This is a genomic window from Micromonospora sp. CNZ296, from assembly GCF_007827635.1.
In genome coordinates this window covers 37,154-52,905 of sequence record NZ_VISW01000003.1, presented here as the reverse complement: position 1 = coordinate 52,905, position 15,752 = coordinate 37,154, and the positions used below count along the sequence as shown (strand labels likewise).

Below are 15,752 nucleotides of genomic sequence, written 5' to 3'. Positions count from 1 at the left end.
CCCATCCAGGTACCGCCGGTACCTGGATACGCGCCGCCGCACGAGGGCACACTGGGGTCGTGGACCGACGTGAGCTGGCAGTGTTCCTGCGCAGCAGGCGGGAGCGGATCACCCCGGCCGACGTGGGCCTGCCCGCCGGACGGCGTCGCCGCACCCCGGGACTGCGCCGCGAGGAGGCGGCGCGGCTGGCGTTCATCTCCACCGAGTACTACACCCGGCTGGAGCAGGGCCGGGGTCCGCGTCCGTCGCGGGAGGTGCTGGCCGGGCTGGCCCGCGCGCTGCGGCTGTCCGACGCCGAACGCGACCACCTCCACCACCTGGCCGGGGCGCCGCCCGCGCCGCCGTCCGGGCCACCCCGGGAGGTACGGCAGAGCGTGCTGGACCTGCTGCACCGGCTGCCGCAGGCGGCGGCGTTCGTGACCTCGGCGGCGTTCGAGGTGATCGCCTGGAACGACCTCGCGGCGGCGCTCATGGAGGACTTCTCCGCAGTGCCCCGGCGGGACCGCAACCTGGTCCGCCGGGCGTTCCTCGGCCCGCACCTGCACGGCGCGGGGCTGTACGACGTGTCGGACGTGGGCGAGTTCGCCCGCCACTCGGTCGGGCGGTTGCGTGCCGCGGCGGCCCGCTATCCGGACGACCCGGAGATGGCCGCGTTGATCGCGGAGCTGCTCGCCGGGAGCGAGGAGTTCGCCCGCCTGTGGGCCTCCCACGAGGTGGGCGGCGCGCGGACGCTGTGCAAGACGTTCCGGCACCCGCTGGTCGGGCCGGTGACTGTCAACTGCGACGTCCTCGACATCACCGACCGCGACCAGCAGGTGGTCATCTACACCGCCACACCCGGCTCACCGTCGGAGGAGGCGCTGCGGCTGCTCTCCGTGATCGGCACCCAGCGGATGACTGTCGAGCACTGAGCCGCCCGCCCTCGGTGGAACGCCATGGGTGTCCGCGCTCCCGTTCGACACCCATGACGTTCCACTCGCGGTGGGTCAGCAGCCGATCCGGGTGGAGCCCATCGCCACGTCGTCGTACCAGAGGGTGTCGGCGCCGCCGCCGTAGCTCTCCCAGCCCAGCTTCAGGTCGGTGAGCTGCGGTCGCCAGGTGCGGTTGTACCACTGGCCGTCGATGTCGTGCGTCGGCACGCCGTCGGCGGTCAGCCCGGTCACGGCGACACCGTCCAGCCACGTACGCAACTGGCCGGCGGAGCCGTCCACGATGAACTCCAGGCAGGCCCAGCGGTTGGTGGGCAGCGGCACGCTCTGCGCCACCCCGGCCGGGCTCTGCTCGGGCAGCGTGGCGTCGTCGGAGGCACGGTTCCACTGGAGCGCGCCGTTCTGGCCGCCCAGCCGCAGGTCCCGGTTGCCGTCGGCGGCGTCGGACATGGTGATCATCGTGGTGTGGTCGGTGGGCTGGGCGGTGGTGTGCCGGACCCAGATCCGGGCGTACCTGACGCTGCCCAGGCCGCTGAGGTTCTTCGTGGTCCGGACGAACACGTGATTGCAGTACCCGGCGGCACCGTTGATGCGTATCGCGCGGCTGCCGCTGTGCGTGGTGGTCGTGTCGATGGAGGCCGTGCCGGCGCCGGAACAGTCCGGGCTCACCACGCTCCAGTCACCCGACGGCGTCGAGCCGGTCTGGTTCTCGAAGCCGTCGCACAGCACCGCCCCCGCACACCCGCTGGGCGGCGGCGTCGTGGGAGGTGGCGTCGTGGGAGGTGGCGTCGTGGGAGGCGGGGTGGTCGGTGGAGCAGTCGTGGGCGGGGCGGTGGTCGGCACCGCCGTGGTGGGCGGCGGCGTGGTCGGGCCGGCGCCGTTGCACGGTACGCCGTTCAGGCTGAACCCGGTCGGCGCGCCGCCGGCGGTGCCGTACGTGCCCTGCACGCCGAACTCGGTCGAGCCGCCGGCCGGGATGCTGCCGTTGTACGACATGTTGCGGGCGGTCACCGTCGACCCGGACTGGCTCACAGTGGCGTTCCAGCCGTTCGTGACGCGCTCGTCCCCGGCGTACGTCCAGGTGACCGTCCAACTGGAGACGGCGGTGTCACCCGGTGACACCTTGATGTTCGCGGTGAACCCGCCGGGCCACTGGTTGGGTGCGTAGTCGACCCGGCAGCCCTGTGCGGCTGCGGCCGGGCCGGTGAGCAGGGCCGTACCGGCCGCGGTGACGGCGGCCAGCGCGGCGACGGCCGCCACGAGCGGGGCGGGGCGGGCACGGAGAATCGTCATGGGAAGTCCTTCGGCGTCGGACAGGGCGCAGCGGCGCGCGTCGTCGTCGGACGCGGCGGTGCGCGAGGATGCGGCGCGGCGGTGCGCCACGGTGAGTGGTCGATGCGTACGACCGATGTGCCCGGCTCGAAAGGCGGCCCGGTCAGCCGCCGGGGTCCGGTCTGCGGACCTCGGCGGCGCCCGAGCCCAATCTATTTACCGTCGCCTATCCAATCAAGGTCTCCGCCCGCGCGGATGCCCGTCATCCCGGATCGGCGCCCACGCCGCTCAGCAGTGGTTGCCAGCCGTCGCGGTAGCGCACGCCGCCGGGTCGCAGCCGGACCCGGTCGTGCGGCGTACCGGGGACCGGCTCGATCCGGATCACCTGTGGCCGGTCCACCACGACGCAGACGTCCTCCCCCGGCCACCACCAGCCGCAGGAGCGGGCCAGGTCGGCCCAGGTGTCCAGGTGCCCGGCCTCGTCCGGCCCGTACCGGGCGAGGCCGAGCCGGCGCAGCACGTCGTAGTAGGCGATCCAGGACGCGTCCTGCTGCCCGTACCAGCACACGGGCACCGGGCCGTCGCCCGCGAGCGCCGCACGCACCGGCAGGTAGAACCCGTGCGCGAGGCTGCGGTGCAGCGCCGCGCGTACCCCCTGGTGCAGGACGACGGCGAGCGGTACGCCGCCGTCGAACGCCCGCTGCGGCGCCAGCTCGGGCCACGGCTCCTTGGCCTTACCCCTGCGTGCGGGTGACAGCTCGGGATCGGTGTGCACGACGCCCGCGCTGAGCGCGCCCCGGAGCTGGGACACGACCATGGCGATGTCGCTCGCCAGCATCGGTGTCCGGGGCGGCCGTACCGCCCGGATGCGCTCGTGGAGCCGGTCGAGTGTGGGCCAGCCGCTGACCAGAGGCAGTGCCTTCGCCGGCGAGTCGACCCATTCGAAGCGGGGTCGCGGCCGCGACGCCCTCGCGTAGACGGCGGTCAGGCAGCGCTCGGCGGTGGGCTTGTCGGCCGGCTGTGTGGACAGGGCGTGGTCGAGCCATTCCTGGCGGATCCGGACCGCCTGCTGCCACAGGTCGTGCGGGGTCTTCGCGGCGTCGTCGCGCCGCGTGGGGGCGCTCATCGCGCCGGGGCGTCGCCGCCCTTCCGGTAGGAGATCATGGAACGACTCTGACCCATGTCGCGGCACCGCTCAAGCGAATTCCGTACCGTGGCCGAATCCGCAGTGCCCGGCCAGGAGAGAAGGGAACACCGCTGCCCGTGGACAGTGACCGCTTGACCCGACCCCCTGTCATCACCGCGCAGATGCTCATCCGCCGGCCCGCCGCCGAGGTCTTCGAGGCGTTCGCCGACCCGGCGGTGACCACGAGGTTCTGGTTCACCAGGAGCAGCGGCCGGCTGGAACCCGGCGCCGTCGTCACCTGGGATTGGGAGATGTACGGCGTCTCCACCGTCGTCACCGTCAAGGACGTGGAGGAGAACCGCCGCATCCTGGCCGAGTGGGATCCGGAGTCCCCCACCCAGGTCGAGTGGCGGTTCCTGCCGGGTGAGGACGACACCACGCTGGTCCGGATCACCGAGACGGGCTTCGCCGGCACCGCCGACCAGGCCGTGAGCAAGGCGATCGACTCGATGGGCGGGTTCACCATGGTCCTCTGCGCCTGCAAGGCGCTGCTGGAGCAGGGTGTGCTGCTGAACGCCGTCGGCGACGCCCACCCGGCCGGATTCGAGGACTGACCGCGGCTGCGGTGGGTGGGCCGGGGCCCACCCACCGCAGGCCGGTCTAGCTGCCGAGCGTGGCCTTCGCCGCGTCGATGGCGTCGAGCAGCCGTTCCTGGTGCTCGAAGCCGTCGTCGTCGATCACAGGGCTCGCCCCGCATTCACGCTGCCGCGCGTGCAGCAGCGTCTCGTCCACCGGAGTCACCGGGAAGGCCAGCGGGTCGAGGCCGGGTGCCCCGTCCGCGTCCTCGACGACGAGCCACTTGTTCGCCTCGTCGTAGCGGACCACACCGGCGGCGATTCCCCTGGTCCACTGGTCGAAGAGCACGGCCAGGCTGGGGGCGGCACGGACCGACTCCCAGGCGTCCTCCCCGACCGGGTAGCGCCAGATCTCCCCCTTGTGCTCGCCCGCGAGGACGAACGTGTAGAGCAGGAAGTCGAAGTGGAACAGGGGTAGTTGCTGCCGCCAGGGGAACGGCGTGCCGATCGACAGCCCCAGGTAGTCGAGCGCGTCCCCACCGTCCGGCCACGGCATCCGCCATCCGCCGTTCGGGAGCAACCGCGCGTCCGGCCAGCGCTGCGACTGCAACCAGGCCAGCTGATCCGCGACGTGGTCCACGTCGAAGATCCGGCGCACCCGGTCCGGCGGCGGCCCGGCCGGCGACTCGCCCGAATCGGGCCAGTCGAGGCCGGCAGCAGTCGCCGCGACGCGGTACTCCCGCACCGCTTCGCGCAGTACGCGCATGTCGTCGAGCATCAGGAGGCTCCTCGGCTCACGGTGCCACGGGCGTCATGCACAGGCTAGCCCCGCCGCCGCTGAGCTTGAAGGCGAAGCTCGGGCCGCCGGCCTCGACCCACGGCTTCACCGGCAGCACGACGAACTTGGTCTTGTCGCTCACCTTGCACTTGCCGTAGAACGCGTTGATGTCGTTGGCCTGCGGAAGCGACTCGGCTGTCGACACCAGCTTCAGGCTGGCGACCTGGCCGGTCAGGTCGACCGCCTGGTCGGTCGACCAGAACGGGAACTCGTCGCAGGTCTGCCCGGGAACCCGTACGTCACACGCGTTCGGTTTGAACGCCGCGGTGCCGAACCAGCCGCGGCTGTGGCCCTTGGCGCGCGCCGCCTGCCCGCCGGCGCTTCGCGCCGGGTAGAACCACACCGCCCGGGTCGGCGGCTGCGGATATCCGCCGTCGCCCATGGCGGCCACGATGTGCTTGCCGGTCTCGGTCATGTCGGCGCCCTTGTAGTTCTTGGCCCCGGGTACGTAGACGATGATGTCGTCGTCGCATCCGGCCTTGCCCTGGGTGCCGCGCTGCGCCGTACATGCCTGGTCGATGATCCGCTTGAGGCGCGCGTCCTCCGTGGAGTCCCAGGCGAAGGGCAGGTTGCGCTGGTTCGCCACCAGCTTCGTCGTCTTGATGACCTCGGCGTAGACCTTCAGGCTGTTGTACCACTCGCCCTCGTCCAGGCCCCAGTTGTCGAACTGCTCGAAGTCGACGTCGTGCGAGATCGGGTACTCGATGAGCCCGTTGACGCCGATGGTGCCGGGGAAGAGGATGGCGAGCAGCGTGCCCAGCGCGGCCCCGAGGCCGAGGCCGCCGAGGCCGACGACCCACCACGAGATGCTGGCGGCGGCTACCGGGGCGACCGCGGCCGCCGCGGCCGTCTCCGCGACGGGAGCGATGAGCGTCGCGCAGGCGCCGCTGCTCAGACACCAGGCGATCGGCACCACAGCCGCCTGCAACAGCAGCGGCCGGGGCTGCGTGTCGTCGATCGACGAGATGACCGGACCGCGGCCGGAGGGAGCGATGGCGAACAGCGTGCGGGTGAGGTCGTCCGCACAGTCGACGAGCTTCTCGCCGGACGGTGGCAGGACGGCGTCGAGGCAGCTGGTGTCGGCTGCGCGGTAACAGCCGAGGAAGATCTGCGTGGCGCCGGAGGGCACCGGCACACTCGCACGCGAGCTGGCCGCGATGTAGATGTCACCACCGGCGCCCGCGCATTGCGACGCTTCACTGGCGGTGGTCTGCGTGACCGCCGGCGACAGCTCGTCCACGTGGATCATCGTGGTGAAGTCGCCGGCGAGTTCCCGCACCACAGTGCCGTCGGCGCTCAGCGCCTCCACCCGGAAGGCGTACGGCGTGTACTCCTCGAGCGGCTCGATCGGGAGCTTGATGACGCTGTCCGCCGTACACGGGCTGGCCACGTTGCCGTTGCCGTCCTCGCAGAGCTGGTCTCGCTCGAAGTGGTCGTAGATCTCGCCGTCGAGGTAGGCGCGGTAGCTCGCCTCGGTGGCCGGGTTCGGGTGCCAGCTGGCCATGGCGCCGCCCTCGTCCGGGTCCAGGGTCAGGCCGGCGTCCACGTCGGGCGGCGGCGGCAGGGCGTCGGTCGTGAAGGACGTCGTGGCGGGCGTCTTCGACCGGTTGCCGGCCAGGTCGACGGCGACCACGGAGACCGTGTGGTTGCTGGACGGCTGGAGTCCGGTGATCGAGTACGAGCGGGTGCCGACCGTGGTCCGGTGCGGGGTGCCCCCGTCGACGGTGACCTCGTATCCGGCGAGACCGTAGTTGTCGGTCGCGGCACCCCAGGTCACCTTGGCGCCGGTGGCCGTGATCGTGCCGACCGCCAGGTTCGGAACGTTGCTCGGCGGGATCAGGTCCAGCACGGTGATGTCGCGCAGGATCCGTGCGTAGCGGCCGGGTTCGCGCTGGGCACGGGTGCAGACCTTCACCGGACCCAGTCGCGGTGGGCGCATGCTGGCGGTCCAGGAGGCCGACCAGTCCGTGACGCCCTCCGGCGGCGGGCCGTAGGTGAAGCTGGTCGAGGTGGTCTTCTCGACCGAGACGTCCACCATCGTGGCCTGCTTGTGCACGTAGCCGCTGACGGCGATCCTGCCGTTCGCGTCGACCGCGACCTCCGACCCGGCTGCCGGTCCTTCGAGGCGGATGGACGCGTGGTTGACGTCGTCCGGCACGGACGGGTCGGCGCATGCCGGCAGTTGCGCCTCGGTGACGACCTGGGCGGATGCCGGCTGGCTGATCATGCTGAGCGGGAGGAGGATCGCGACGGCGAATGCCGTCATGCGTATGGACCGACTGAAATAGCGATGACGTCTGTAGCCTGACATGCCGCCCCGTCTCACTGAGATTGGTCGATGACGAGCGGAGCCTGTCACGGCGATCCATATTCGAGATACTTTGTCGTCTACGCTCGCCGGACGACCCGAGCGGTCGGCAGAATCGATCACCCGGACCGGGACGACAACGTGAGGAACGGGTTCCCCCGGACGAGCCGCGACGCCGGCCCGGACGGCACTGTCGACAATTCGGCGGCGTAATCCCTGACCAGCGCCGGCAGCCGGTAGCGTGCAGCACCGTCCCGGGCGACCAGGTGCGCATCGACCAGGCCTTCCATGGCCCGCCTGATCCGTTCGGTGGACTCGCCGAGTTGCGCCGCGGCACGGTCCACCGCCGCCGGAGCCTCCGGGCAGGCGGCGAGAAGCTCGAACAGCCGGCCGGCCACCTCGTCCTCCGAGGCGACGACCGCGACGGCGGCGGCCAGGCTCGCTCGTACGGACAGGTCGTCGTAACTCAGCAGATCCAGCGTGCTCCCTCCCGCTGTGAGTTCGCCGACCAGCGCGGCCACCGGCATCCCCGGCCACGTCGCCAGTCTCGAGCCGGCGACCCGCAGCGCCAGCACCGATCCGGCACACAGGCCGATCAGCTCGGCTGTCGCGCCCGGATCCGCGGCAAGCCGTTCCGGACCGGCGAGCGCGGCCAGCAGTTCCCGGGCGCCGGGTTCGGCCAACGGCGACAGGGCGACCCGCCGTACACCGTCGAGGTTGCCCAGAGCGCGCCGGGCCACGGCGATCAGGGCAGGACCGGGACTGGCGGGCAGTAGGGGCCGCACCTGGGCCGCGCTGGTGACGCCGTCGAGGACCAGCAGCAGCCGGCGTCCGGCGGTGAGCGAGCGCAGGCGCCCGGCGCGCTCGTCGGCGCTGTCGGGCATGTCGCCCGCCGCGACGCCGAGCGCGCGCAGCACCCGGGCCAGCAACTCCGCCGGGGTGACCGAGGCCCGGTACGCGACGTCGACGAAGATCTGCCCGTCGGTGAACTCACCGGCCACCGCGTGGGCCGCGTGTACGGCGAGCCCGGTCTTGCCGCTTCCCGGCGGGCCCGTGACGACCACGACAGCGGGTGCGCGGCCCGTCGCTCCCGTGCTGACCTCCCCCGCTTCCCTGGTGCGCCCGACGAAGGTGACCAGATCCGGTGGCAGCTCCCGGGGCACCGTCCGGCCGGTCTCGGCGGCGGGAGCCGGATCGGCGGCCGACGGTGCCGCGATCACCGGCGGCGGCCGGGTGTACGAGACGTCCGGCGCCCGTTCCAGGATCGCCCGGTGCAGGGCGGCCAGTTCCTCGCCCGGCTCGATGCCGAGGTGCTGGTCCAGCCGGGCGCGCGCGTCCCGGTAGGCGGCCAGTGCCGCCGGCACCTCACCGCAGCGGTACAGCGCGAGCATCAGCTGCCCCCACGCCCGTTCCCGCAACGGGTACGCGGCCAGATGCTCACGCAGCCCGGGTAGCAGCTCGGCATGCCGGCCGACCGCCAGGCGGGCATCGGTCAGCACCTCGAACACCTGAAGCCGCTGCTCCTCCAGGCTCGCCCAGCGGTTGTCGAGCGTGGTGCCGGTCGGCAGCCCTTCGCCCGCCGCGCCGCGCCACAACGCGAGCGCGGCGTCGAGCGCGGGAACGGCGTCGAGCGCATACCCCCTGACCAGTGCCGTGCGGCCGTTCTCCGCCAGCCGGTGGAACTCCGTGACATCCAGCTCGTCGGGCCGCATCCGCAGCTCGTACGCGTTCGGACGCGTCACCAGCCGGTCGCCCACCATCCGGCGCAGCGCCGCCGCGTGCGAACGCAGGTTGGCCGTCGCCGAAGGCGGGGGGACGTCGGACCACACCATGGCGGCCAGCCGGTCCAGGGACACCGACCGGTTCGCCGCCAGCGCGAGCCCGGCGAGCACGGCCCGCCGCTTTCCCGGTCCCGGCGCGACGCGCCGGCCGCCGACCCGCAGCTCGACAGGGCCCAGAAGCCGAATGTCCAATTGCATCCCGTCGCTCCCCCGTCGAACTCCGAGGCCGCCCACAGTAGGCGGCCCCGCAGATCAGGACAAGGCATTTCGATAAGGACCAAATGTGACGGGAATCAATGCAAGTAGCGGTGTGTCGACGTAACGGAAACACCGCAGAAAACGCCCGATCAGATCATGACGCCGACGAGCCACCGGCTCGTCGAGCGGTCAGGCGCCGGCCATCGGTGCCGGCGCGAACAGGGGCGGCGCCGGATCGGCTGCCCGGATCGCGGCCACGAGCTGTGCCAGTTGCGGGTAGTCGCCCCCGGCCGCGCGGAGAAGGTGATCCGCCTCGGCGGGGTTTCCGAGATACGACTCGGCGGCCGCCCGCAGAAGAAGCGCGACGGCGCAGAGGTCGCGCGGCTCGGCGCCGGGACGGACGTCGAGAAGCAGCGATCGCGCATCCTCGGGCCGCTGGTTGAGCAGGTGAGCCAGGCTCATCACGATCCGGGCGGACAACGCTCGCGGCTGCGTCCGGGCGGCGATCCGGGCGAGTTCCGAGATCTCCCGCACCTCCCGGCGTTCCACCGGCGCGCCGGTCACCACTGCGGCGTACAGGTACCACATCCCGAACTGGAGGCTCAGCATCTGGCCGATCGCCGCGGCGGCCGCGGGATCGGTGCCGCCCGCGCGAGCCAGCGCCGCGAGCCGCTCGGCCTCCTCGACCAGATCCGCCGACTGCGTGTGTCCCGCGCTCAATCTCTGCTGGTAGGCAGCGAGGGCCAGGAGCGGATCGCTGCCGTCGCGGGCCTGAATCCCGACCCGGTGGACGTCACCACCCGCTCGGGCGACCGCCCGCAGCGCCCTGACCACCTCCTCCTGGTAGTAGCCGGCCCGCAGCCCTTCGCGGGCGGCTGCCGGAGCCCGGAGCCAGCGGAGCAGGTTGTGGCCGTCGCTGTGGGTCGAACGCCCCGGAACGAGGTTGGTCAGGCCGAGCAGCGCCCCGACGAACGCGGCGCCGAGCAGCGTCAACCGCGTCAACGCCGTACCGGTGGACGCCGACGCGACGACGAGTGCCGTCGCGGCGCACAGGTTGGCCAGCGGGCCACCGAGATAGAACAGCACCATCCGCAGCGGTAACGCCGTCATCGACGGCGACGGCCGGACCGACACCTCGTTGCGCCAGCCGTTGAAGGGCGCGACACGGACCGCGATGACCGGCAGGCGCAGCAGCTTCGCCACGACGAGGTGACCGCACTCGTGCAGGACGACGTGCAGCCACAACGACACGCAGGTGAGGCCGGCGGCGACGATCGCATCCATCACCGACTCGGTGACGAGCAGCGCGAACGCCGTCGCCTCCACCGCCAGGAGGAGTGACACGGCGACCAGCCGACGGCGGAGCTTCACCAGGAGATGGTACGGCCGGACAGGCGGCGGCAGTGGGACACGCGCGCTCACGCCCGGCACAACCACGACCCGGCGGTACGGCCGTAAAGCCCCGACCCGGGCCGGATCAACTGTTGACGCCGGATGACACGCTTGCGCCGATGGATGCGTTCGTCTCACAGTTGCCCGCGCTGCTCGGTGTCGTCGTCGGCGCCCTCGGTACGGGTCTGGTGACCTTCCTGTCCACCAGGAGTCAGTGGAAGCGTGGTCAATCCGTACGGTGGGACGAACGACGACTGGAGGCGTACGGCGAGTTCGCGCAGGTCCTCAAGGAGATCCAGGCGATCTCACTGCGGGTCCTGGCCGCGGCGGACGGCGACAAGTACCGCTCAGGGCTGGACAAGGCCGCGGCACTGCCCCGGCTCGCCGACGCGGACATCAGGCACACCCTCGCGTGGGAACGCCTGTTGCTGCTCGGGGATGCCGCCACAGTCGCCGCCGCGCAGGACTGGCGCGAGGCGGTCTGGCAGCTGGAGCACCGGGCCCGCGAGGTCGGGGAGACCACCGAGCCGCTGACCGACGTCTACCAGCAGGCCAACGCGTGCCGTGATCGCTTCTATGACGCGGCTCGGCGCGGCCTGGGCGTGAGCGGCGGATCAGTCGCCCAGTCCGACCGCCTGCAGCAGCGCCTCGCATCCCCTGAGAACCACCAGCCCGCGTCCTCCGGCAGCTGATTCTGGACTTCGTACCCTCTCCGGCGCGATGAGTTCATGCGCCCCGGCCGGTCTGACCTGGTGTATCCGATCGGATGCGGGAAACCGGCAGACCGCCAGGAGGGACGAGAACCATGACCGTCGTCGACACCACTCCCCCGCCCGTCGCGCGCGGGTTGCACCGGACGCTGTGGGCGCTGCAAATCGTCCTCGGGGTCTTCCTCATCGTCGCCTCCGCCGGCCCCAAGCTGTTCGGCGAGACGAACGCGGTCCAGACCTTCGAGGACATGGGCGCCGCGCCCTGGTTCCGTTATCTCGTCGGCCTGCTGGAGCTGGCCGGTGGCATCGGGCTGCTCGTGCCTCGGCTGGCCGGCCTGGCCGCCGTCGGGCTCGCGCTGCTCATGGTCGGCGCCGCCGTCACCCAGGCGTTCATCCTGCACGGCGGCGCGCTGGTGCTCACGCCCGTGGTGCTGTTCGCGCTGTTCGTGTTCATCGCGTGGGGCCGCCGCCACACGATCCGCTCGCTCCTCGGGCGCTGATCAGGGGGTGCGCCGGCCGGCCCGTCAGGGCGTCCAGCGCACCCCCGGGTTCACCCGCCCGGACCAGTCGAAGACGGCCATGTTGTCCCACTGGTTCCCGGTGCCGTTGATGTTCGCCGGATCCCAGCCGTTGCCGCTGACGGCGTACCAGGTCGGTTCCCAGTAGAAGACACCGATCGCGCCGGCGTTGCGGGCTGTGTTCTGGACCCAGTCGAACTCCTGGGCCTGCCCGGCCCAGGTCGCGCCGATGCCGTCGCAGGTCGCGTCGCCGATGGCGTTCGGCTCGCTGTCCGCGTTGTCCCGGGTGAAGGGGTACGCGGTCTCCACGATCACCACCGGCTTCCCGTAGCGGTTCCGCAGGTCGACGATGTTGTTGTAGAGGTTCGCCAGGCTGCCGTGCCACATGCAGTAGTACGACAGGGCGGTCATGTCCCACTGCACGCCCTGGGCACGGATGCCGTCGTAGAACCACCGGGCGTTGGCGTTGCTGTCGGCGTTCGCGGTGTGGATCATCACGGGGATGCCGCCGCCGCAGGCCTTCACCGCGTTGTAGCCCTGCTTCAGCAGGCCGGCCAGCGGGGCGAAGTCGTTGTTGACGACCTTCCCCTCGTTCCACAGCATCCCGACGTTGATCTCGTTGCCGATCTGCACGCTGTCCGGCAGGGTGCCCTGCCCGCGGAGGGCGGCGCAGACGTCGTAGGTGAACGCGTACACGTCGTTGCGCAACTGGCTCAGGCTGTGCCCGGCCCAGGCCGCGGGCTTGTACTGCTTGCCCGGGTCGGCCCAGGTGTCGGAGTAGTGGAAGTCGATCAGCACCTTGAGGCCCTTGGCCTTCGCCACGCGCGCCTGGGCCAGCACCCTGCTCTTGTTGTTGTAGCCGCTGGCCGGGTTGTTCCAGACGCGCAGCCGGACGTAGTTGAGACCGACGGACCTGAGGATGTCCAGCGCGTCGCGCGCCACCCCGCCTGCGTCGTAGTACTTCGCGCCCAGATCCAGGCTGCGCTGCAACGAGGAGACGTCGGCGCCCCGCATGCTGAGCGTGTTCGCGGCGGCGACGGGCGCGGGCGTACCCCCGAATGTGGTGGTGACGGCGAGGGCGACGGCCGTGACGGCCCCGGCGAGGGCGCGGCGGCGGTGGGGTGTGCTCACGAGACTTCCTCTCAGCCGACAGTGCAGGGGGCGCCGTTGAGCGAGAAGCCGGTCGGCGGCGCGTCGCTCGCACTCCACCGCCCCTGGAAGCCGAAGGTCGCGGAGCCGTTCGGCGCGATGACGCGGTTCCAGTCGGCGTTGCGGGCGGTCACGGCGGCGCCGGTCTGGCCGACTGTGGCGTTCCACGCGGTGGTGACGTGCTGGTCCCCGGGGAAGCCGAAGGTGACGATCCAGCCGTCGACCGACGTCGTCCCGGTGTTCTGGACCGTCACCGCGGCCACGAAACCGCCGGGCCACTCGGACTGGTTCCGGTAGGTCACCCGGCAGGTCGAGGGCGGCGGGGGCGGCGGCGTGGACGTCGTCGGCAGTGTGACCGTGTTGGACGCGATCGACACGTTGCCGGCCGCGTCCCGGGCCCGCACGTAGTACAGGTTGCGCAGCGGCGTCGACGGGGGCAGCGGCGCCGTGTACGTGGTGCCCGGCACGGTGGCGACTCGGGTCGAGGTGAACCAGCCGTCGAACCGGTAGACGTCGTACCCGAGCACGCCGGCGTCGTCGGTCGACGGCGACCAGGACAGCGTGGCGGTCGAGGCGGTCACCTCGCCGACTGTGAGGTTCTGCGGCGCGCTCGGCGGGGTGGTGTCCGGGCCGGTGTCGGTCACCGGGGTGACCACCGTCAGCGCGTCGGTGGACGGCGATCGGCGCCCGGACCCGTCCCGGGCCGACACCCGGAACGAGTACTGCCGGCCCGGCTGGATGTAGCCGGTGATCGTGGTGGAGGTGACGTCGCCGAGGCTGATGCCGTAGACCACGTCGTCGAACGCCTGGTAGTAGGTGACGTCGTACCCGGCGACGGGGCAGCAGCCGGGCCTGGCGGCCGTCCAGGTGAGGGTGACCGACGTGGTCCGTACCTGGGTGGCGGTCAGGTTCGTGGGCGCGCTCGGCGGGAACGGCGTGGTGCTGGGCGTGCTGGGCGTCGAGGTGGGCGGCGCCGCCGTCCCGGTCGGCTCCGCGGCGGGCACCGCGGCGCCGCCGGGCGCCGGGGCGACAGCGGGGTACGCGGTGCCGGCGTCCGCCGACGGCGCGACGGCCAGAGCGGCACCGAGCACTGCCGTGGACAGCACGACCGCGGCCGTCAGACCCGGCCGCAGACGGCGGAACAGCGAGGACGAGAAGACGGCAGCCATAGGTCGACAATGCCCGCCATACATCGATGATCGCCAACGTGTCCCACACCTCGGCCGGTGCCACGGCCCCGCAGGCCGCCGCGAGGCGCGACCTCGCTTCATTCGTCGTTTTGCGCCACTTATGTCAGCAATCGGTCACAATCGGATAGACAGGGTGAGCCGCTGCGGAACGGCCACCGCACGCACGAAAGGCTGGACGGGAAGCGGCGATGGCCACCTTCGAGTACCGCTGCGCGCAGGACGGCAGCTTCGATGTCGCGATGCCGGTCGGCACCGCGGGCCCGTCGACGAACTGCCCCCGATGCGGGTCTCCGGCGACACGCGTGTTCTCCGCGCCCCGACTCACCCGCATACCGGCGGCGCTGCGCGAGGCCGTGGACCGGACCGAGCGCAGCGCGGAACAGCCGGAGGTGGTCGGGCGCGTGCCCGGCCGTCGCCCGGCGCGTCACTCGACGAACCCGGCCCACGCCCGCCTGCCCCGATGGTGACCACGAGAAGGGCTCAACGCCGTGCCTGAACTGCTGTTCCCCCTCGACTCCACGAAGAGGTTCACCGACCAGGAGAAGGTCGGGCACAACCGCTGGCATCCCGACGTCCCGCCCGTGGCGACGGTACGGCCCGGACAGTCTTTCCGTGTCCACTGCCGCGAGTGGTTCGACGGCGCGATCCACAACGACGACTCCGCCGAGGACATCCGGGACGCTCCGCTGACCCGGGTCCACGCTCTCAGCGGCCCGTTCGCAGTCGAGGGCGCCGAGCCGGGCGACCTGCTCATGGTCGACATCCTCGACATGGGCCCCATCCCGCAGGAGTCCGGTCCGCTGGCCGGCCAGGGCTGGGGTTACACGGGCATCTTCCCCACCGGCAACGGCGGCGGCTTCCTGACCGAGCAATTCCCCGACGCCTACAAGGCGGTCTGGGACTTCACCGGCCACAAGGCCACCTCACGGCACATCCCCGGGGTCTCGTTCACCGGGATCTCCCACCCGGGGCTGATGGGCACCGCCCCGTCCGCGTCGCTGCTGGCGACCTGGAACCAGCGGGAGGGGGCGCTGATCGCCACCGCGCCCGACCGGGTGCCGCCCCTGGCCCTGCCCCCCGAGCCGCAGGACGCGATCCTCGGCAGCCTCACCGGCGCCGACTTCGACCGGGTCGCTGCGGAGGCGGCGCGGACCGCTCCGCCCCGGGAGAACGGCGGGAACCAGGACATCAAGAACTTCACCGTCGGCAGCCGGGTCTTCTACCCGGTGTACGTGACGGGAGCCAACCTGTCCCTCGGCGACCTGCACTTCTCGCAGGGCGACGGGGAGATCACCTTCTGCGGCGCCATCGAGATGGGCGGCTTCGTCGACCTGCACGTAGACCTGATCAAGAACGGCATGCAGACGTACGGCGTCGCCGAGAACACGATCTTCATTCCGGGCGACACCCCGCCGCAGTTCTCCCAGTGGCTGGCCTTCTCCGGGCTCTCGGTCACCCTCGACGGCGAACAGCGGTACCTCGACTCGCAGCTCGCCTACCAGCGCGCCTGCCTGCACGCCATCGACTACCTGACCCGCTTCGGCTACCAGCCGGAACAGGCATACCTGCTGCTCGGTGCCGCACCCATCGAGGGCCGGCTCTCCGGCGTGGTGGACATCCCCAACTCCTGCGCGACCGTCTACCTGCCCACCGAGATCTTCGACTTCGACATCCGCCCCTCGGCTTCCGGTCCGACCCGGATCGATCCGGGCAAGGGCGCCCCGAAGGCCACCATGCCGTAGGCAGGTGCCCCCGAGGGCCGGCGG

Annotated in this window: 14 protein-coding genes; 6 read left to right on the top strand and 8 right to left on the bottom strand. The window is 71.6% G+C overall.

The features are described from left to right. Positions 1–59 precede the first annotated feature (59 nt). The gene (locus FB455_RS05755; protein ID WP_013285127.1) at positions 60–911 is read left to right on the top strand and encodes a helix-turn-helix transcriptional regulator; all 852 of its coding nucleotides are present in this window, start codon (positions 60–62) and stop codon (positions 909–911) included. A gap of 75 nt (positions 912–986) precedes the next feature. Here the strand turns inward: FB455_RS05755 and FB455_RS05750 are convergent, their stop codons facing one another. Beyond that, positions 987–2,222 carry a cellulose-binding domain-containing protein gene (locus FB455_RS05750; protein WP_145752575.1) on the bottom strand — a complete coding sequence of 412 codons (1,236 nt, stop codon included), beginning with the start codon at positions 2,220–2,222 and terminating at the stop codon, positions 987–989. A 241-nt stretch (positions 2,223–2,463) separates the two neighbouring features. Further along, positions 2,464–3,327, bottom strand: coding sequence for a DUF6745 domain-containing protein (locus tag FB455_RS05745; protein ID WP_145752573.1), 864 nt, complete (start codon positions 3,325–3,327; stop codon positions 2,464–2,466). A gap of 152 nt (positions 3,328–3,479) precedes the next feature. Between FB455_RS05745 and FB455_RS05740 the strand changes: the two genes are divergently transcribed. Then, positions 3,480–3,941, top strand: a complete 462-nt coding sequence (locus FB455_RS05740) for an SRPBCC family protein (protein ID WP_123109681.1) — start codon at positions 3,480–3,482, stop codon at positions 3,939–3,941. 46 nt (positions 3,942–3,987) lie between these two features. On the opposite strand, the gene FB455_RS05735 is transcribed toward FB455_RS05740, so the two are convergent. From FB455_RS05735 to FB455_RS05720, 4 genes are all read right to left on the bottom strand, one after another. Continuing rightward, positions 3,988–4,680 carry a hypothetical protein gene (locus FB455_RS05735; protein ID WP_145752571.1) on the bottom strand — a complete coding sequence of 231 codons (693 nt, stop codon included), beginning with the start codon at positions 4,678–4,680 and terminating at the stop codon, positions 3,988–3,990. A gap of 16 nt (positions 4,681–4,696) precedes the next feature. Beyond that, positions 4,697–7,006 carry a fibronectin type III domain-containing protein gene (locus FB455_RS05730; RefSeq protein ID WP_240638082.1) on the bottom strand — a complete coding sequence of 770 codons (2,310 nt, stop codon included), beginning with the start codon at positions 7,004–7,006 and terminating at the stop codon, positions 4,697–4,699. Between the two features lie 161 nt (positions 7,007–7,167). Next, positions 7,168–9,027: an AfsR/SARP family transcriptional regulator gene (locus FB455_RS05725; RefSeq protein WP_145752568.1), complete on the bottom strand. Its 1,860-nt coding sequence runs from the start codon at positions 9,025–9,027 to the stop codon at positions 7,168–7,170. A 189-nt stretch (positions 9,028–9,216) separates the two neighbouring features. Then, complete coding sequence (locus tag FB455_RS05720) at positions 9,217–10,398, bottom strand: zinc metalloprotease (RefSeq protein WP_145752566.1); 1,182 nt, start codon at positions 10,396–10,398, stop codon at positions 9,217–9,219. Positions 10,399–10,538: 140 nt separating this feature from the next. Here FB455_RS05720 and FB455_RS05715 point away from each other — a divergent pair, with 140 nt between their 5' ends. Continuing rightward, entirely contained in the window at positions 10,539–11,111 is a 573-nt protein-coding gene (locus FB455_RS05715) for a hypothetical protein (protein WP_013285119.1), read from the top strand. A 113-nt stretch (positions 11,112–11,224) separates the two neighbouring features. Next, the gene (locus tag FB455_RS05710) at positions 11,225–11,629 is read left to right on the top strand and encodes a DoxX family protein (protein ID WP_145752563.1); all 405 of its coding nucleotides are present in this window, start codon (positions 11,225–11,227) and stop codon (positions 11,627–11,629) included. Positions 11,630–11,653: 24 nt separating this feature from the next. Here FB455_RS05710 and FB455_RS05705 read toward each other — a convergent pair whose 3' ends face one another. Continuing rightward, positions 11,654–12,778: a glycosyl hydrolase 53 family protein gene (locus tag FB455_RS05705; protein WP_145752561.1), complete on the bottom strand. Its 1,125-nt coding sequence runs from the start codon at positions 12,776–12,778 to the stop codon at positions 11,654–11,656. An 11-nt stretch (positions 12,779–12,789) separates the two neighbouring features. Further along, entirely contained in the window at positions 12,790–13,965 is a 1,176-nt protein-coding gene (locus FB455_RS05700) for a cellulose binding domain-containing protein (protein ID WP_123109540.1), read from the bottom strand. 209 nt (positions 13,966–14,174) lie between these two features. Between FB455_RS05700 and FB455_RS05695 the strand changes: the two genes are divergently transcribed. Both FB455_RS05695 and fmdA read left to right on the top strand, forming a co-directional pair. Then, positions 14,175–14,453, top strand: coding sequence for an FmdB family zinc ribbon protein (locus FB455_RS05695; RefSeq protein ID WP_114919853.1), 279 nt, complete (start codon positions 14,175–14,177; stop codon positions 14,451–14,453). A 21-nt stretch (positions 14,454–14,474) separates the two neighbouring features. Next, on the top strand, positions 14,475–15,728 hold the full coding sequence (gene fmdA, locus FB455_RS05690) for a formamidase (protein ID WP_013285114.1): 1,254 nt from the start codon (positions 14,475–14,477) through the stop codon (positions 15,726–15,728). Positions 15,729–15,752: the final 24 nt, after the last annotated feature.

Bases quoted from the DNA above. Each gene is read 5' to 3' on its own strand.
- FB455_RS05750 (WP_145752575.1), bottom strand. From the start codon at position 2,222: ATGACGATTCTCCGTGCCCGCCCCGCCCCGCTCGTGGCGGCCGTCGCC.
- FB455_RS05745 (WP_145752573.1), bottom strand. From the start codon at position 3,327: ATGAGCGCCCCCACGCGGCGCGACGACGCCGCGAAGACCCCGCACGAC.
- FB455_RS05735 (WP_145752571.1), bottom strand. From the start codon at position 4,680: ATGCTCGACGACATGCGCGTACTGCGCGAAGCGGTGCGGGAGTACCGC.
- FB455_RS05730 (WP_240638082.1), bottom strand. From the start codon at position 7,006: ATGACGGCATTCGCCGTCGCGATCCTCCTCCCGCTCAGCATGATCAGC.
- FB455_RS05725 (WP_145752568.1), bottom strand. From the start codon at position 9,027: ATGCAATTGGACATTCGGCTTCTGGGCCCTGTCGAGCTGCGGGTCGGC.
- FB455_RS05715 (WP_013285119.1), top strand. From the start codon at position 10,539: ATGGATGCGTTCGTCTCACAGTTGCCCGCGCTGCTCGGTGTCGTCGTC.
- FB455_RS05710 (WP_145752563.1), top strand. From the start codon at position 11,225: ATGACCGTCGTCGACACCACTCCCCCGCCCGTCGCGCGCGGGTTGCAC.
- FB455_RS05700 (WP_123109540.1), bottom strand. From the start codon at position 13,965: ATGGCTGCCGTCTTCTCGTCCTCGCTGTTCCGCCGTCTGCGGCCGGGT.
- FB455_RS05695 (WP_114919853.1), top strand. From the start codon at position 14,175: ATGGCCACCTTCGAGTACCGCTGCGCGCAGGACGGCAGCTTCGATGTC.